The 16,886-nt window shown below is 61.9% G+C and carries 13 protein-coding genes, 1 tRNA gene and 1 pseudogene; 8 read left to right on the top strand and 7 right to left on the bottom strand.

Annotated elements, in window-relative coordinates; genetic code table 11:
• Positions 1-2: 2 nt before the first annotated feature.
• The gene (locus ASR47_RS06290) at positions 3-494 is read right to left on the bottom strand and encodes a GNAT family N-acetyltransferase (RefSeq protein WP_082988771.1); all 492 of its coding nucleotides are present in this window, start codon (positions 492-494) and stop codon (positions 3-5) included.
• Between the two features lie 130 nt (positions 495-624).
• Between ASR47_RS06290 and ASR47_RS06285 the strand changes: the two genes are divergently transcribed.
• The 3 genes from ASR47_RS06285 (at position 625) to ASR47_RS06275 (ending at position 2,452) form a co-directional block, all read left to right on the top strand.
• Positions 625-990 carry an Imm10 family immunity protein gene (locus tag ASR47_RS06285; protein WP_171898904.1) on the top strand — a complete coding sequence of 122 codons (366 nt, stop codon included), beginning with the start codon at positions 625-627 and terminating at the stop codon, positions 988-990.
• Between the two features lie 37 nt (positions 991-1,027).
• Positions 1,028-1,606, top strand: coding sequence for an NnrU family protein (locus ASR47_RS06280; RefSeq protein ID WP_065306904.1), 579 nt, complete (start codon positions 1,028-1,030; stop codon positions 1,604-1,606).
• A gap of 393 nt (positions 1,607-1,999) precedes the next feature.
• Complete coding sequence (locus ASR47_RS06275) at positions 2,000-2,452, top strand: VOC family protein (protein WP_065306903.1); 453 nt, start codon at positions 2,000-2,002, stop codon at positions 2,450-2,452.
• On the opposite strand, the gene ASR47_RS06270 is transcribed toward ASR47_RS06275, so the two are convergent.
• From ASR47_RS06270 to ASR47_RS06255, 4 genes are all read right to left on the bottom strand, one after another.
• Positions 2,433-3,002: a site-specific integrase gene (locus tag ASR47_RS06270; protein WP_065306902.1), complete on the bottom strand. Its 570-nt coding sequence runs from the start codon at positions 3,000-3,002 to the stop codon at positions 2,433-2,435. The genes ASR47_RS06275 and ASR47_RS06270 overlap by 20 nt on opposite strands.
• A gap of 167 nt (positions 3,003-3,169) precedes the next feature.
• A tRNA-Leu gene (locus ASR47_RS06265) sits at positions 3,170-3,256 on the bottom strand.
• Positions 3,257-3,407: 151 nt separating this feature from the next.
• Positions 3,408-4,730, bottom strand: coding sequence for an enoyl ACP reductase FabMG family protein (locus tag ASR47_RS06260; RefSeq protein WP_065306901.1), 1,323 nt, complete (start codon positions 4,728-4,730; stop codon positions 3,408-3,410).
• A gap of 248 nt (positions 4,731-4,978) precedes the next feature.
• The gene (locus ASR47_RS06255; RefSeq protein ID WP_065306900.1) at positions 4,979-7,339 is read right to left on the bottom strand and encodes a DNA polymerase II; all 2,361 of its coding nucleotides are present in this window, start codon (positions 7,337-7,339) and stop codon (positions 4,979-4,981) included.
• Between the two features lie 187 nt (positions 7,340-7,526).
• Between ASR47_RS06255 and ASR47_RS06250 the strand changes: the two genes are divergently transcribed.
• The 3 genes from ASR47_RS06250 to ASR47_RS06240 all read left to right on the top strand — a co-directional run bounded on the left by ASR47_RS06250 (position 7,527) and on the right by ASR47_RS06240 (position 11,295).
• A complete protein-coding gene (locus ASR47_RS06250; RefSeq protein ID WP_245714274.1) occupies positions 7,527-9,770 on the top strand; it encodes an ATP-binding protein in 2,244 nt (747 codons plus the stop codon).
• Positions 9,771-9,779: 9 nt separating this feature from the next.
• Entirely contained in the window at positions 9,780-10,235 is a 456-nt protein-coding gene (locus ASR47_RS06245) for a response regulator (RefSeq protein ID WP_065306899.1), read from the top strand.
• Between the two features lie 91 nt (positions 10,236-10,326).
• On the top strand, positions 10,327-11,295 hold the full coding sequence (locus ASR47_RS06240) for an IS1595 family transposase (protein WP_065306898.1): 969 nt from the start codon (positions 10,327-10,329) through the stop codon (positions 11,293-11,295).
• Between the two features lie 4 nt (positions 11,296-11,299).
• On the opposite strand, the gene ASR47_RS06235 is transcribed toward ASR47_RS06240, so the two are convergent.
• Positions 11,300-12,904 (bottom strand): response regulator, encoded by a 1,605-nt coding sequence (locus tag ASR47_RS06235; protein WP_065306897.1) that lies wholly within the window; start codon positions 12,902-12,904, stop codon positions 11,300-11,302.
• A 212-nt stretch (positions 12,905-13,116) separates the two neighbouring features.
• On the opposite strand from ASR47_RS06235, the gene ASR47_RS06230 reads away from it, so the two are divergent.
• A complete protein-coding gene (locus ASR47_RS06230) occupies positions 13,117-14,799 on the top strand; it encodes an AMP-binding protein (protein WP_065306896.1) in 1,683 nt (560 codons plus the stop codon).
• Between the two features lie 86 nt (positions 14,800-14,885).
• On the opposite strand, the pseudogene ASR47_RS06225 reads toward ASR47_RS06230, so the two are convergent.
• Positions 14,886-16,250: pseudogene (locus tag ASR47_RS06225) on the bottom strand (AAA family ATPase); the annotation flags it as partial.
• A 254-nt stretch (positions 16,251-16,504) separates the two neighbouring features.
• On the opposite strand from ASR47_RS06225, the gene ASR47_RS06220 reads away from it, so the two are divergent.
• Positions 16,505-16,886 (top strand): IS21 family transposase (locus tag ASR47_RS06220; RefSeq protein WP_483790120.1); only part of this gene is annotated, 382 nt, incomplete at its 3' end.

The following is a 16,886-nucleotide window of genomic DNA, read 5'->3' as shown; positions in this document are numbered from 1 at the left end:
TCTCAGGTTTCAAGGTGGCAGGCTGGCGTCGGGCACGCGTTGCCGACACTATAGCAAGCCGCCTCCCTGGCCGCCATGCCAACTTGGCGCTTGAGCGCCATGCCCACCGACTTTGGCGCGGTGTGCGTGAAACCGAACTGTGCGTACAGCTGATGCGCCTGGCCGTCGGCGATCAGGCTGACATAGGCGCTGGCCGGCACTTGCTGTTCGATGTACTGCATGATCTCGCGCATGATCAGCTTGCCCAGCCCACGGCCCTGGTGCTCTGGCAGCACGGCGATATCGACCACCTGGTAAAAGCAGCCGCCGTCACCGATGATGCGGCCCATGCCGACGATCTCGTTGTCCTGTAGCACCTGTACCGCAAACAGCGAGTTCGGCAGTCCTTTTGACGCCGCTTCCAGCGTCTTGGGGCTCAGGCCCGACGCATTGCGCAGATGGCAATAGGTGGCCACATCGGGAATGGCAAGGCGGGTGGTGTAAGGCGAGGACAAGGCGAACTCCTGCGATGAGTAGATGACCGGCAATTATAGATGCGGCTGTTCGCCAGCTGCCAATTGCGCTATGGTGGCGGCATCGACCTTTTGAAAGCACGCCATGTCCGCAGGATTTACCGCCACCGAAATGTCCGTCCTCCAGGAAGATGACGCCCTGATCACTACCCTGGGCGCACCCGCCGCCCACGGCGACCCCGTCTACCTGATGTTCCAGCGCGCCGACGAGTACGACGAACAGGACGTGGCGCTCGGCATGGACGAGCCGTATATCGAATATTGCGGCCAGGGCTTCTCGTGGTATGGCCACATGCACGCCGTGATCCTGCACGCCAACCGCTTGTCGGTGCAGATGGATGCCGAAGCCGCCATGCAGATGGACGACGACGGCCAGATCGACGTGCGTTTCAACCTGACCCCCGAGCGTTATGCGCAGCTGCAGCAGGCACTGCGCACCACGTTTGAAGGCTGCGATTACTACCGGGAAGAACGCTGACCCGGCTCCATCGGCGATACCTTGGAAAGGACACAGCATGACCGTTCTGATCGCAGGCTTGTTACTGTTTCTGGGCGTACACTCGGTACGCATCGTGGCCGATGGCTGGCGCGGCGCCCAACTGGCGCGCCTCGGCGAAAAAAAATGGAAGGGTGTGTATTCGGTCGCCGCGCTGGCTGGCCTGATCTTGGTCATCTGGGGCTACGGCCTGGCGCGCCAGCAGCCGGTGGCCCTGTGGTCGCCGCCGACGGCCCTGCGCCATCTCAGCGGTTTGCTCATGCTGTTTTCCCTGGTACTGCTGGCGGCCGCCAACGTGCCGCGCAACTCCATCAAGGCCAGGCTCCATCATCCGATGCTGCTGGGCACGCAATTGTGGGCCGTGGCACACCTGTTGTCCAACGGTACGTTGGCGGACTTGCTGCTGTTCGGCAGCTTCCTGCTCTGGTCCAGCGCCGACCTCGTCTCCGCCATCGGCCGCGACCGCCGCGCAGTGACGCATTACCCCGCCGGCACGCTGCGCGGCACCTTGATTGCCATCGTTGCCGGCGTCGCGCTATGGGTACTGCTCGCCTTCTGGCTGCATGGTGTGCTGTTTGGAGTCAGGCCGTTTGGATAACGGGTGGCGAACTGGCCTGGCGCCGGTGATGATCACAAAAAAAACCCGCGCCTCCTATGAGAAGAGCGGGTTTTGATGTTTCTTAATACGGTAGGACGTGATCCTTTGGTGGGGAGCCGGAATCGAAAACCGCTATGTCAACTCAGAAATGCTAGTAATCCCGATGATTTTTTTGATTTTGTATTTTCCTCCCAGCAAGTATCGGCAGCGAGGGAATACTTTCTTGAAAAGCATGGCCGAAAACTGCTGCGATTTTTTTGAGGCGTCGGCTTCTCTATCGCGGTGTCCGCTTACGCCCCATGACGGTCATCTGTTAAAGTAATGGGGGAAATCCGGACTGGATTCTTAACGCTCGCATAAATCTGCGGCCTCGACTGTGAACAGGATGCACCTATGAAGGACCAAACCTCTACCGTATTGCGCACCGAGCACACTGGGCTGACTGTCGCGTCGATCAATGGCGTACTTGATTTCTGGACTGAGGTCCTCGGCTTTCAACTCGTGTATCGCAAAGAACTTGGCGGTGGGCACGCGATGGAACAAGTGGTCGGCGTGTCGGGGGCTTATTTAAGAAACGCTCTCCTGGAGGGCCCCGATGGATATAGAGTTGAGCTGATTGAGTACGATTCGCCGGAAGATCGCGTGGTTTTGAAACAACGTCCATGCGACGTCGGTTCGGCTCATTTGACGTTTGCCGTGACCGATCTTCGCGCAATGCTAAATCGCATGGCCCCTTATGGATGGACGGCAACCGGCGAACCGCAAACTGCGCCTAGCGGAACAATCATGGTCTACACCCGAGGACCTGACGGCCACACCATAGAACTTATGCAACATCCGGAGTGAACTGCCCGTCGTAGCCAAGAGCCAGGCAGATCCTGTCAATCTCTTCCTGGCTGATCAGGCGGTCCCTGGGCGGTGGGTCTTTAGGGCGGCGAACATCAGCAGTCGGGCTTTTGGCGGCCCACTTCCATTCGCGGCGGGCAGTGGTGAAGACATGAGAAATCAGATTGAGATCCCGATTGACCGTCGACCCCAATACTGTTTTGAGACGCATGTCGCGCCACTGTCCCAAAATGTCAGGCGTAACTTCAGCGATGAGGTATTCGCCCAGCTTCTTGCCTGCGACCAGGTGACTTGCGATCGCCGCCAGTCGGATAGTTTCCCAGCGTGCGCCTTTTTTGTGGACGGAAACTTCGTCACGGTACCGCTCGAATGCCTGCGGGCAGGTTTTTTCCAGGACGATGCCTGAAGCATCGCTGCGCCGCAGCTGCGACTCGCGCTCGGCCGCCCAGGATGATGCCTCAGCCTTGGTTGAAAATACCCCGGACTCCCGTGTGCCTTGGACAAAAATTTCTACTCGCCATCCTGACTTATGTTTTCTAAATGATGCCATTGATCCCCCGTTGGTGCGTAATCATTGCGTAATTCGTGCGTAATGACTAGTGGTTTTTGTCGGGTTTAATCGGGATAAAGCCGGATGGGATAGACGTAAAAAAAGCCACTAAACCCTTGATAACATTGGATTTTATGGCCTTTTCGGTGCTTCTAGATAATGTCTGGTGGTGCCGGGAGCCGGAATCGAACCGGCACGCTGTTTCCAGCGCGGGATTTTGAGTCCCGTGCGTCTACCTATTCCGCCATCCCGGCAACGCGAGACGCATTATTACTGATTTATCGTGATCCGGCAAGTTTTTTGCTTTGCCTATCATTTATACCGTTTGCGCGCTAGCGCATTCGCCATGCAAAACGCCGCCGCAGGCAGGTACCAGGGGCGGCGTTGCAGGGCTACGGCAGCAGCTTAGGCCGGGTTATGCACCGCGCTCAGCTGGCGCGCGATGATGTCGTGGTTGAGCCAGACGACGGGCGCTTGCGGGTCCGACATGGCGTGGAACATCAGCGGGCCCGTGCCTTCCAGTACCAAGGAACTCAGGTGGTCGGTGATCAGTTCCTTGCGGTCCTTGTGCAGCTTGGTGATGTCGTCGGAGGTGCCGATCATCACTTCGGCCAGTTCCGGCGTGTTGTCCATTGGCCAGGCGGCGAAGTTGCGGAAGTGGACGCTGGTGGCGTCGCCGTTGTAGGCGGCAATGCGGTCGAGCAGGTCTTGCAGCGAGGTGCCGTCTTCCAGCAGGGCCTGGCAGGTTTCCCATTGCTGTTCGGCCCAGCCGCCGCCGCCTTCTTTTTTCAGGGCGTCGAGCAGGGGGAACAGCGACAGTTCCACGCCGACAAAAATGTCGGACGAGTTGGTGCGGATTTCCGGGCAGTTGAAGACGGTGGCCTTGATGCCCTTGTCCCACGCGGCCTTGGCCACGTTTTCCAGGCGCATCTTGGCCAGGCCCTGGGTGTAGTTGCTGTAGGTCTGCCACTGGTACTTGCCGTCGATCAGGATCTCGGTGCCGTGGTAGCCGTAGGCGCTGTAGCGCACCTGGCCACCTTGCTGCTCGATGCGATTGCGTATGGCGGCGCTGCCGTCGATCAGGTGCTGCAGGGTATTGGCGGTGACTTCGTCGAAGTTCATCAGGATCAGCTTGCCCAGGTCGCTGTCGAGCAGGGCGCGCGAAGACATGAAGCGCTCGCCGCGGCCTTTGTAGATGCGGTTGGCAATGGCCAGGAAGACCTTGACCTTCGGGATGCCGCCGGCCATGGTGTGGGCGAAATACACATTGCTGCCGTCAGGAATCAGGCTGTCCAGTTCGGCCATGGCTTTCGCCACCGAGGCGGTGAAGCGGGCCGTGCCGGCTGCGCGTGAACGCTCGATCTTTTCCCAGTCCAGCTTGTCTTCCTGCCAGCTTTTCAGGGTCAGGTCGGCCAGCAGGGCGGTCGGGGTCGGTTCGCCGGCGGGGGCGTCCAGGTCGAAACCGGCCATCAGCGGCACATTGATGATGCGGCCACCGAGGTTGGCTTCGGCTTCGGCCAGCTCTTCCGCGTTCAGCGGGCGCAGCGCCAGGTTCTCATCGCGGCGGCCGACCGTCATGCCGACGATGTTCATGCCCGCCTTGCGCGCTTCGTCCAGCAGGCCATTGACATAGCCCCGGCCGAACAGCTCGCCAAACAGCACGAAGGTATCGCCTTTGCGGAAGATGTTTTTTTGCGGAATGTCTCTCAAGGACGTGATCTGGGTCATGGTGTATTCAATCTAAAAATAACAGGCAGGGGGCAAGCGAGGCCGCCGTGCTTGCTGGTTCAACATCGGTGCGGTATGCGCCACTTCAGCCCTGTCATCGCGGCCGGGGCGCATCTTCTTGTCACTGGTACAGCTCTTATTCTTTCGCCATGGCGTATTTTACGCCTGTGCCGGGGCTTGCGCCTGTGGCCGAGGCCGGGCAGGCGCCGATATTACCTCATGGCAGGGGCAAGGCAAGCAAAATCGTTTCAAAATAGATCGTGTTGGCGTGAAATCAGCTTGGAAAAGTCGTCGCCCAGGAACGGCAATATCGCGTCGGCCACCGGCTGCAGCTGCTTGGTCAGGTAGTGCTCGTAGTCGATATTCGAGCGCTGCGTCTCCAGCGGCTCAGGGCCGGCCACCGTGATCACATAGCTGATCCAGCCGCCGTTCTGGTATTGCAGCGGCCGCCCTTGCGCCAGGTTATAGGCGTCGGCCGCGCGCGCGGCGCGCACATGGGGCGGCACGTTGCGCTGGTAGTCGTCGAGCGGGCGGCGCAGCCGCTTGCGGTACACCAGCAGCGCGTCGTGCTCGCCGGCCAGGGTGCGTTCCACATAGTCACGCACATAGTCCTGGTAGGGCGCGCGCTGGAAGACGCGCAGATACAGGGCTTGCTGGAATTGCTGGGCCAGCGGGGTCCAGTCGCTGCGCACCGTTTCCAGGCCCTTGTAGACCATCTCTTCGCTGCCATCCGGTTTGCCGACCAGGCCGGCATAACGCTTCTTGCTGCCTTCTTCCGAACCGCGGATGGTCGGCATCAAAAAACGCCGGTAATGGGTTTCGAATTGCAGTTCCAGCGCGCTGTCGAGGCCGAATTCTTCGCGCAGATAGGTCGTCCACCAGTCGTTGACCTGCGCCACCAGCGCACGGCCGATCTTGCCGGCCGCAGCGTCGTCATGCGCGGTCTTGAGCCAGACAAAGGTGGAATCGGTGTCGCCATAGATCACCTGGTAGCCCTGTTCGGTGATCAGCTCGCGCGTGCGGTGCATGATGTCGTGGCCGCGCAGGGTGATCGACGAGGCCAGGCGCGGGTCGAAAAAACGGCAGCCGCTTGAGCCCAGCACGCCATAAAAGGCGTTCATGATGATTTTCAGCGCCTGCGACAGTGGCGCGTTGCGCTCGCGCTTGGCCGTCTCGCGGCCTTGCCATACCTGCTTGACGATGGCCGGCAAACAATGTTTGAGCCTTGAAAACTGCGCGCCCCGGTAGCCGGGCACGGTATCTGCCTCGCGCTCACCCTCACCCTTGCGCGTGCCCACCACCAGCCCCACCGGATCGATCAGAAAGGTGCGGATAATCGACGGGTACAGGCTTTTGTAGTCGAGCACCAGCACCGAGTCGTACAGGCCCGAGCGCGAATCCATCACGAAGCCGCCCGGGCTGTTGTCGCCCTGCACGTCGCCGAGGTTGGGCGCCACATAACCCTGCCGGTGCATCAGCGGCAAATACAGGTGCTCGAAAGCGGCCACCGAGCCGCCGCTGCGGTCGGCCGCCAGGCCCGTCACGCTGGCCCGCTCCAGCAAGAAGGTCAGCAGCTCGGTCTTGGCAAAGATGCGCGTGACCAGTTCGCAGTCCTTGAGGTTGTAGCGCGCCAGCGCCGGCTTGTCTTCGCGAAAGCGGCGGTCGATCTCGGCCATGCGCTGATACGGATTGTCGATCGACTTACCTTCGCCCAGCAGCGTCTGCGCCACGTTGTCCAGGCTGAACGAGGAAAAATTCCAGGTCGCCGATTTCAGCGCCTCGATGCCGTCGATGATCAATCGGCCGGCGGCGGCCGCAAAATAATGTTCCTGCTTGCCGCCGTGCTCGCGCCATTCCAGCTCGGCGCCGCCGCGTCCCAGCTTCAGGGGCACTTTGTGGCGCTGGGCCTGTTCGCGCAGCACGCGCAGGTCGAACTGCACCACGTTCCAGCCGATAATGGCATCCGGGTCGTGCTGTTCCATCCAGCGGTTGAGGCGCTCGATCAGCTGGCCGCGGCTGGCGCAGTATTCCAGGTCAAAGTCGAGCGCCTCGTCGCCGCCGTTTTTCGGCCCCAGCATATACACCTGGCGCTGGCCGCAGCCTTCGATGGCGATTGAATACAGCTCGCCATGGGCCGTCGTTTCGATATCGAGCGAGGCCAGTTTCAATGTGGGGCGGTAGCCGGGCGCGGGTTTCAGGTGCAGCTCCTGCCCGGGCTCGCCCTCGAACACCACCGGCGCCGTGATAAAGCGTTCCATCAGGTAGCGTTCGGGCGGGCGGATATCTGCCTCGTACACGTCCACGCCGTGCGCGCGCAAGTGTTTCTCCAGCTTCAGCAACTGCCGGTATTGCTTGCAATACAGGCCCAGCACCGGGCGATGGTGAAAGTCGCACAGGGTCAACGGCCGCAGTTCGGCATGGCGCTCGCCGCGCAGCAGCAGTTCGGCCCGTTCCTGCTGTTCAAGCGGTATAAAGGCGACCGAAGTCTGCGGCGGCAGGCGCGCCTGGCGCGGGCCGTCGTCGGTGGCCAGCCAGAACTCGACCAGCGTGCCGTCGCGGGTGTCGCGCCAGTGGCGGGTCAAAATAAAGCCCTGTTGTAAAGATTGCACCGTTGACCTTGCTATAAGAATGGCTATGCGCCAGCCGCGCTGGGCTGCATGGTAATGCAAATGGGCCGTGGTGAAAATGCACGACAGCGTGCAACAGCGCCCATCACGTGCGGCGCAGGTCATCGGCCTCTAGTACAATAATGCTACTCCCACCGCCTGACCGGCCCGCGTTGCCGACATACCCGCCATGATGCCAGCCGCCACTGCCCCGCCCACGTTCAACCTCACCGCCTGCGACCAGGAGCCGATCCGCATTCCCGGCAGCATCCAGCCGCACGGCTTTTTGCTGGCCTTGCCGCAAGAGGGCGAGCGGCGTGTGGTGCAGGTGTCGGCCAACCTGGCACAGCATACCGGTGTGGACGGCGAGCAGGCGCTGGGCAAAGCGCTGCCGGCGATCCTGGGCGAACGGGCCGCCTTGCAGCTGCAAGCCGAGCTGGCGCGCGTGGAACTGAGCGCGCAGCCCACGCATCTGGGCACCGTCCAAGTGTGCAACCAGCGCTACTTCGATGTGCTGGCCCATGTTTTCGACCGCCTGCTGATGCTGGAGTTCGAAGTCGTGACCCGCGCCACGCCGCCCGATTTTCGCTACCTGTATCCGAAGGTGGGCAGTTTTCTGTTGAAAATCAACGATGTGCACGATATCGCCGAGATGAGCGGCCTGGCCGCCCAGCAGATCCGCGAGGTCACCGGTTTTGGCCGCGTGATGGTGTACCAGTTCGACCGCGACGGCCATGGCCATGTGCTGGCCGAAAGCCGGGCCGAGGGCTATGGCTACTACCTGGGGCAGCGCTTTCCCGCCAGCGATATTCCGCGCCAGGCGCGCGAGCTGTACCTGCTCAACCGCATCCGCCTGATCCACGACGCCGATTACACGCCGGCGCGCCTGCTGCCTGATGTCAACCCGCTGACCGGCGCGCCCAATGACCTGTCGCATGCGGCCTTGCGCAGCGTCTCGCCGATCCACCTGCAATATATGCGCAACATGGGCACCCTGGCGTCGATGTCGGTCTCGCTGATCGTCAAGGGGCAGTTGTGGGGCCTGATTTCCTGCCATAACGCCACGCCCCTGCCGGTGGCGTTCGAGCAGCGCACCGTGTGCGAGCAGCTGGGGCAGATCCTGGCGCTGCGCATCGAGAGCCGCAGCGACGCCGGCGAACTGGAGTTTCGCCTGGAAGTGCGGCGCACCATGGTCAGCATGCTGGCTGGCCTGACGCAGCAGAAGGCCGACTTTGCCGACAGCCTGTGCGGCGTGTTTCCTGATCTGTTGCGCTTTGCCCGTGCGAACGGCGCCGCCATCGTTGTCGACGACCGCGTGCTGACCTACGGCGACGCGCCCGACGAGCAGGAGGTGCGCGAGCTGGTGCAGTGGCTGGGCGCGAACGGCCATGGCGAAGTGTTCCATACCGATCAGCTGAGCGCCCTGCATGCGCCGGCCAGCGCCTACAGGCGCAATGCCAGCGGCCTGCTGTCGATGTCGATTTCGCGCATCCACCCGCATTATCTGCTGTGGTTCCGGCCGGAAGTGGTGCAGACCATCGACTGGGCCGGCCAGCCGCAGGACAAGAGCGGGCCTGGGCAATTGACGCCGCGCAGCAGTTTTGCCAGCTGGCGCGAAACCATCAATGGCATCAGCGCGCCGTGGCACGACGGCGAGATCGAGCTGGCCGTCGAGTTTCGCGGCGCCCTGCTCGGCATCGTGCTGGAACGGGCCGAGCAAATGGCCGAGCTGGCCGAGGAACTGGGCCGCGCCAACAAGGAACTCGAAGCGTTTTCGTATTCCGTGTCGCACGACCTGCGCGCGCCGCTGCGCCATATCGCCGGCTTTTCCGACTTGCTGATGGAAACGGCGGGTGCGGAAGACCTGGAAAAGCGCCGCCGTTTCCTGAAAAACATCAAGGATTCGGCGCGCCTGGCCGGCAAGCTGGTCGACGACTTGCTGAGTTTTTCGCAGATGGGCCGTGCCGCCCTGCACCCCAGTCCCGTCAATATGACCGAGCTGGTGCGCGGCTGCATCCAGAAGCTGGCGCTCGATATCCGCGAGCGCAAGGTGGAGTGGGATATCGGCGTCTTGCCTTCGGTGAAGGCCGATCCGACTTTCGTCCAGCTGGCGCTGTACAACCTGCTGTCGAATGCCGTCAAATTTACCAGCCACAAGGAAGTGGCGCGCATCGCCATCAGCGCCACCGAGAACACCCAGGAAGTGGTGTTTCACGTGGCCGACAATGGCGCCGGCTTCAATATGGAGTATGTGCACAAGCTGTTCGGCGTATTCCAGCGCCTGCATCGCATGGAAGACTTTCCCGGCACCGGCATCGGCCTGGCCAATGTGCGCCGCATTATCGAGCGCCATGGCGGGCGGGTGTGGGCCGAATCGACGCCGGGTGCCGGCGCCACATTCTCATTCAGCATTCCCAAAGATATTGTTACGTAAGGTTAGCCTATGTTAAAACCCATTTTACTGGTCGAAGATAATCCGCATGACCTGGAGCTGACCCTGATCGCCCTGGCCAAGAGCCAGCTGGCCAACGAGGTCATCATTGCCCGCGACGGCGCCGAAGCGCTCGACTATCTGCTGTGCCGCGAACAGTACACCGCGCGCGAGGTCGGCAATCCGGCCGTGGTGCTGCTCGACCTGAAGTTGCCGAAAATCGACGGCCTGGAAGTGCTGAAGGAAATTCGCAATACGCCGGCGCTGCGCAGCATCCCGGTGGTGATGCTGACCTCGTCCAAGGAAGAGCAGGACCTGTTGCGCAGCTACGAGCTGGGCGTGAACGCCTATGTCGTCAAGCCCGTCGATTTCGAGGAATTCGTGCGCGCGATTGCCGATCTGGGCATCTTCTGGGCGGTGTTGAATGAACCGCCGCCAGGGTCGCACCGCTATATCCGGCCGCAATAAGTATTAATTGGCTATGTCAGCGAAAACGGTGGGAACGCCGTGAAATTTCTGCGCTCTAACTGGTCAGGTATTGCCTTTCAAGGAGCCGATCATGGACACCGCCCAGTGGCAGGCCTTCGCCAGGCAATTCCCGCAACTGTCGCACCGCCAGCGCCTTGCCAGCGGCGATCTGTTGCGCACCAGCGCGCCACAGGTTGCGGCCGCCACCCTGATCGAGCAGACAGCGCAGGCGCAACTGCATTGTCCGGCATGTTTATCGACACATTTCCACCGGCATGGCCAGGCCCACGGCCTGCAGCGCTATCGCTGCGTGCCCTGCCGCAAAACTTTCAACGCGTTGACAGGTACGCCGCTGGCGCACCTGCACCACAAGGAACGCTGGCTGGCCTATGCCGATTGCCTGCTCAACTCGTTTTCGGTGCGCAAGGCCGCCGCGCAAGTGACTATTCATCGCAACACCAGCTTTCGCTGGCGCCACCGCTTCCTGGCACTGGCCAAGACCGACCGGCCACGCTGCCTGCACGGCATCACCGAGGCCGACGACATGTATCTGCTGGAGTCGCAAAAAGGTTCAAGACACATGACGCGGCCGGCACGCCAGCGCGGTGGCCGCGCCAGCCAGCGTGGCATTTCCAACGAGCAGATGTGCGTGCTGGTGGCGCGCGACCGCACCGGCCAAACCGTCGATTTCGTCGCCGGCATGGGCCGGCTGACCAAGGCCACACTGCATGCCTGCCTGCCGCCGGTGATCGACCGTGACATTTTATTGGTCAGCGATGGCCATCCTGCCTATCCCGCTTTTGCCAGGGAAATCGGCATCGAACATGCGGCGGTCAACTTGCGGGCCGGCATCCGCGTGCGCGGCACGGTGCATGTGCAGAACGTCAACGCCTATCACAGCCGGCTGCGCGGCTGGCTGCGCGCCTTTCATGGCGTGGCCACGCGCTACCTGCCCAACTACCTGGGCTGGCGCTGGATACTCGACGCCAAAAGAATATTGTCCCCCGAAAGCTTGCTCAGGGCCACTTTGGGGACGTTCCCACATTTGATGGTGACATAGCCTATTAATTTGCCGCCTTGCGACGCCGCAGCAACTGCCGCAGGCGGCTGCTGAGCACATCGGGTGTGTACGGTTTCTGCAGCAGGTTGACGCCGGGATCGAGCCGTCCTTCATGGGCCAGCACGCCTTCCGCATAGCCCGAGGTAAACAGGATCTGCGTGTCGGGCAGGTGTTCGCGCACCGCCTCGCTCAATTGCAGGCTGCTGATTTCGCCCGGCATGATGACGTCCGTAAACACCAGGTCGATCGGGATGCCCGAGCGCACCAGGTTCAGCGCCGCGCCCGCATGGGCCGCCTGCAGCACCTTGTAGCCCAGGGCCGACAACAGCTCGACGGTGGAGCGGCGCACTTCCTCCTCGTCTTCCACCACCAAAATCGTTTCCAGGCCGCGCGTCAGGGGCACTACCGGCGGCTCCTCGACCAGCAGCGCCTCCTGTTCGCTGCGCAGCAGGAAAATCTTCACGCTGGTGCCGACTCCCGCTTCGCTCTTGAGGATGATCTCGCCGCCGGACTGCTTGACGAAGCCATACGCCATGCTCAGGCCCAGGCCCGTGCCCTGGCCGGTCGGTTTGGTGGTAAAGAACGGCTCGAAGGCGCGCTGCAGCACGGCCTCTTCCATGCCGACCCCGGTGTCGGCAATTTCCAGCATCACATAGTCGCCATTGCCCACTTCGGGCAGTTGCATCGCGCCGGCCTTGATATTGCGTGCGCGCATGGTCAGGGTGCCGCCGGCCGCCATCGCGTCGCGCGCATTGATGGCCAGGTTCAGCAGCACGTTGTTGAGCTGGTTGGCGTCGACCATGGTGCTCCACAGGCCGTGTTCGATATCGGTGTCGATCACGGCGCGCGGGTCGAGCAGGCGGCGTATCATGTCGCCCATGTCGCGCAGCACCTTGCCCGGATTGATCAGTTGCGCCTGCAGCGGCTGGCGCCGTGCAAACGCCAGCAGGTGGGCCGACAGCTTGGCGCCCCGTTCCACGCCGGCCAGCGCCACCTCGATGCGGCTGCTGGCCTTCTCGCTGACGCCGCCCAGCAGCTTGATCAGTTGCAGGTTGCCGCCGATGATTTGCAGCACATTGTTGAAATCGTGGGCCACGCCGCCCGTCAGCTGGCCGATGGCTTCCATTTTTTGCGCCTGGTGCAGCGCCGACTGGCTCACGGCCAGCTCTTCCTGGCTCAGCCGCAAGGAGATAAACGCCGCATCGCGCTGCTGGCGGGCGATATAGGCGGCGCTGTGATAGCGCACGCGCGCCAGCAGTTCGCGCGGATCGGGCCACTTCACCAGATAATCGTTGGCGCCGGTGGCAAAGGCCTTGACCTTGATCGACGGGTCGTCTTCGGACGACAGCAGCACCACCGGGATATGTTCGGTGGCCGGGTCGCCGCGCAGCATGCGGATCACGTCAAAACCGTCCGCGCCCGGCATGCGCAGGTCGACCAGCACGATGGTGGCGGCCGTTTCGCGCGCCAGGGCTACCGCCATTTCCGAGCGCGGATCGTAGCGCAGGGTGACGTCGGCCTCGCGTTCGAGGCCATGGGCGATCAGGTCGAGCGCGATGGCTTCGTCATCGATGAGCAGAACGGAAATGCGCGGAGTTTCTTGAGTCATAAGCAAGCCAGGTGGAAGACGATATCCAGCATCCCGGGCCGGCATGCAAATATTTTACATGAGCTTGATTGCTTGCATCATCAACGCTTGCAGCCGTGCGCTGCTTTTTGGCACTTTGACAACAGCGCCGCATGCCAGCTGGCGATGGGGCTATAATTTTTCTTATTTTCGTCAATACAAGAGCGCGTCGCGCCACCCTGCCTGGAGACGGTATGCAAGACATGAGTTATGTGCACGGTGCCCACGAGACACCGCTGATCGGTGCGACCATCGGCGCTTATCTGGACGCCATCGCCGCACGCTACAGCCAGCACGACGCCCTGATCGTGGCTCACCAGCAAGTGCGCTGGACCTACGGCGAATTCCAGCAGCGCGTGCGGCGCCTGGCCGCCGGCTTGCTGAAGCTGGGCCTGCAGCCGGGCGAGCGCATCGGCATCTGGTCGCAAAACTGCGCCGAATGGGTGCTGACCCAGTTCGCCACCGCCAAGGCGGGCCTGATCATGGTCAATATCAACCCCGCCTATCGCCGCGCGGAGCTCGAATACGTGCTTGACAAGGTATCGTGCAGCGCGCTGATCCTGTCGCCCAGCTTCAAGTCCAGCGACTACCTGGCCATCGTGCAGGACGTGGTGCCGGAGATCGCCGCCAGCCGCGCCGGCCAGCTGCAGTCAACCCGCCTGCCACAGCTGCGCCATGTGATCCGCCTGGGCCAGGACGCCACGCCAGGCATGCACAATTTCGACTGCCTGTTGGACGGCATTACCGGGGCCGACCTGGCGCACCTGGACGCGGTCAGCGCCACCTTGCAATTCGACGACGCCGTGAATATTCAATTTACTTCCGGCACCACCGGCGCACCGAAAGGCGCCACCCTGACGCACCACAATATCCTCAATAACGGTTTTTTTATCGGCGAGGCCATGCGCCTCACCGAGCAGGACCGCCTGTGCATTCCGGTGCCGCTGTACCACTGTTTCGGCATGGTGCTGGGCAACCTGGCCTGCGTCACGCATGGCGCGGCGATGGTGTTTCCCGGCGAAGGGTTCGATCCGAAAGCCGTGCTTGACACCGTGCAGGCCGAGCGCTGCACGGGCCTGCATGGCGTGCCGACCATGTTTATCGCCATGCTCGATCATCCCGACTTCCAGCAATACGATCTGTCGAGTTTGCGCACCGGCATCATGGCCGGCTCGCCCTGTCCGATGGAGGTCATGACGCGGGTCATCGAGCTGATGCACATGGATGAGATCACCATCGCTTATGGCATGACGGAAACCTCGCCCGTCAGTTTCCAGACAGCGATCGAGGATCCGCGCGCAATGCGCGTGTCCTCGATCGGCCGCGTGCATCCGCACCTGGAAGTGAAAATCATCGATGGCGAAGGGCGCATCGTGCCGCGCGGCGAAAAGGGCGAATTGCTCACGCGCGGCTATTCGGTGATGCAGGGCTACTGGGGCGACCCGGACAAAACCGCCGAAGCGATCGACGCGGCGCGCTGGATGCATACGGGCGACCTGGCCGTGATCGACGCCAACGGCTTTTGCAGCATCGTCGGCCGCTCGAAGGACATGGTGATACGCGGCGGCGAAAATATCTATCCGCGCGAAGTGGAAGAATTTTTATACCGCCACCCCGGCGTGCTCGACGTGCAATGCGTGGGCGTGCCGGACGCCAAATACGGCGAGGAACTGTGCGCCTGCATCATCTTGCGCCCCGGCGCGCAAGCGACCACGGCCGAGGACATCCGCGCCTTTTGCGACGGCCAGATCGCCTATTACAAGATCCCCCGCTATGTGCGCTTTGTCGGGGAGTTTCCGATGACGGTGACCGGCAAGATCCAGAAGTACCTGCTGCGCCAGCAGGTGGCGACGGACCTGGGCTTGGGGCCGGATTGAGGTTGGCGCTGGTGTCGGATTACGCGCGGCTTTGCCCCGCTGATCCGACAACCTTGCTGGCAACACCGTGGTGGGGAGTGAAGCAATCAAACTGCGTGCAATCGTGGTGAAGACGTCTGCAAATGCTCTTCCAGCAGCTCGAACACCGCATCCTTGGACAGCACATAGCGTTCCAGCAGCACCACCTTGATCGCCTCGATGGCGCCGCGGTAGTCGGCGATGGCGTTCAGGGTGTAGCTGTACAGTTCGTCCGCCTTGGCCTCCACCAGCGCCAGGGTGCGCTCGTCGCCGTGCTCGTGTTTCAGCTGGCGGTAATCTAACTTGGAGCGCGAATACATCGACAGCTTGTTGACCATGGTGTCGAGCAGGGTGGTGGCTTTTTCGATGTCGTTCTGGCTGCCCACCGAGATGCCGCGCGCGCCGTAAAACAGTTCCTCGGCCGCTACACCGCCATACAGGCCGATCACGTCGCGCTCCAGTTCTTCCAGGGTGCGCAGCGACAGGTCGTCGCCCGACGACAGCACATAGCCAAGCGCGCCGATCTTCGAGACGGCTTCGGTACTGATCTTGAGCAGGTGCGACTTGTGTTTCACTTCGGCCAGCGGCATGCCGGCGCGCAAATAGGGATCGATCTGCATGAAGAAGTGGCCCAGTTCGTGCAGGGCGATGCGTTCGCGCTGCAGGTGTTTTTCGGCCGTGGCGGCGCGGTCGGCCAGGCCGATCGTGGCGCGTTCGAAGGCGCGGAACAGCAAATCGGTATCGATCAGCACTTTTTCCTGGATCGCCAGCATGCTGGCCCGTTCGACCACGGTTTCCAGCAGGGCCGGACTGAGGTTGGCCGTCACTTCGGCCACCTGCGCCAGGTCCAGCCCGGTCCAGTCGACGCAGCCTTCTGCTTTTTGCGACAGGAAATGTTTCAGCAGGGCGCCACGCTCGGCCTTGTTGGGCAGGCGGAAATTGATTTTTACGGGGAAGCGGCGCAGCATGGCCTCGTCCATCTGGCTCGATGCATCGTCGAAGTTCGAGGCGACGATCCAGATCACGCCCGCGCCTTCGCTGCTTTTCACGCCATCGAGCAGGCCCAGCAAGGTATTGGCCGTGTCGTCTTCCCATTTGCGCTCGCCGCGCCCGCGCGGCATGAACAGCGTCTGCGCTTCGTCGAGGAAAATGATGCAGTTGCCGCGTGCGCAAGCCTTGCGGTACAGCGCATTCAAGGCCTTGGCGCCGCCGCCCACATAGCCCGATTCCAGCGCCGAGCCCGAGGCCTGGATCAGCGCAATATCGAGCCGCTTGGCCAGGTAGCCGGCCAGCTTGGTCTTGCCTGTACCGGCCGGGCCCGTCAACATGACATTGAAGGGCTTGTCGATATTGTGCGATTTGTACACGCCGCGGTTGCGTATCATGTCTTCCAGGTGCAGCACTTCCTGCTTGATGTCGTCCATGCCGATCAGTGGGTATTCCGGACGAACGTGACCAGTGATTCCGGCATCGTGACCAGCCATTCCGTTTGAACGTGACCGCCCATTCCGGGCGAACGTGACCGATTTCGGGCATTGTCCGGAATCAGCGGTCACGATACCGGAATCGCTGGTCACGATGCCGGAATGGTGTTGTACAGCGCAGTGATGACGTTACGCATTTTGCAACCGAACGGGTAGGCTCCCAGCTTTTGACTGGAGATGGCGTGCCCGCACCGAGGATCAATATGCGTAAAATTAAGGACGTACTACGACTCAAACTTGACGCCAAATTGTCGCACCAGCAGATTGCCAATGCACTTGGCCTGTCTAAAGGTGTGGTCACGAAGTACGCCGGCCTGGCTGCGGCAGCTGGCCTGGACTGGCTCACTGTACAAAGCATGGACGAGGCGGCACTGGAGCGGCGCCTGCTGGTCGGCGCCCAAAAGGCGAGTGACTATGTGCAGCCCGATTATGGCTACCTGCACCAGGAACTGCGCCGTAAGGGCATGACGTTGATGCTGCTGTGGGAGGAGCACCGCGCCGACTATGCCGATCGCCAGACCTACGGCTACACGCAGTTCTGCGAAAACTACCGCCGCTTCGCCAGGCAGCTCAAGCGCTCGATGC

Source organism: Janthinobacterium psychrotolerans (genome assembly GCF_001677885.1).
GTDB classification, from domain to species: domain Bacteria; phylum Pseudomonadota; class Gammaproteobacteria; order Burkholderiales; family Burkholderiaceae_D; genus Janthinobacterium; species Janthinobacterium psychrotolerans.
This window is presented reverse-complemented; position numbering and strand designations above follow the sequence as displayed.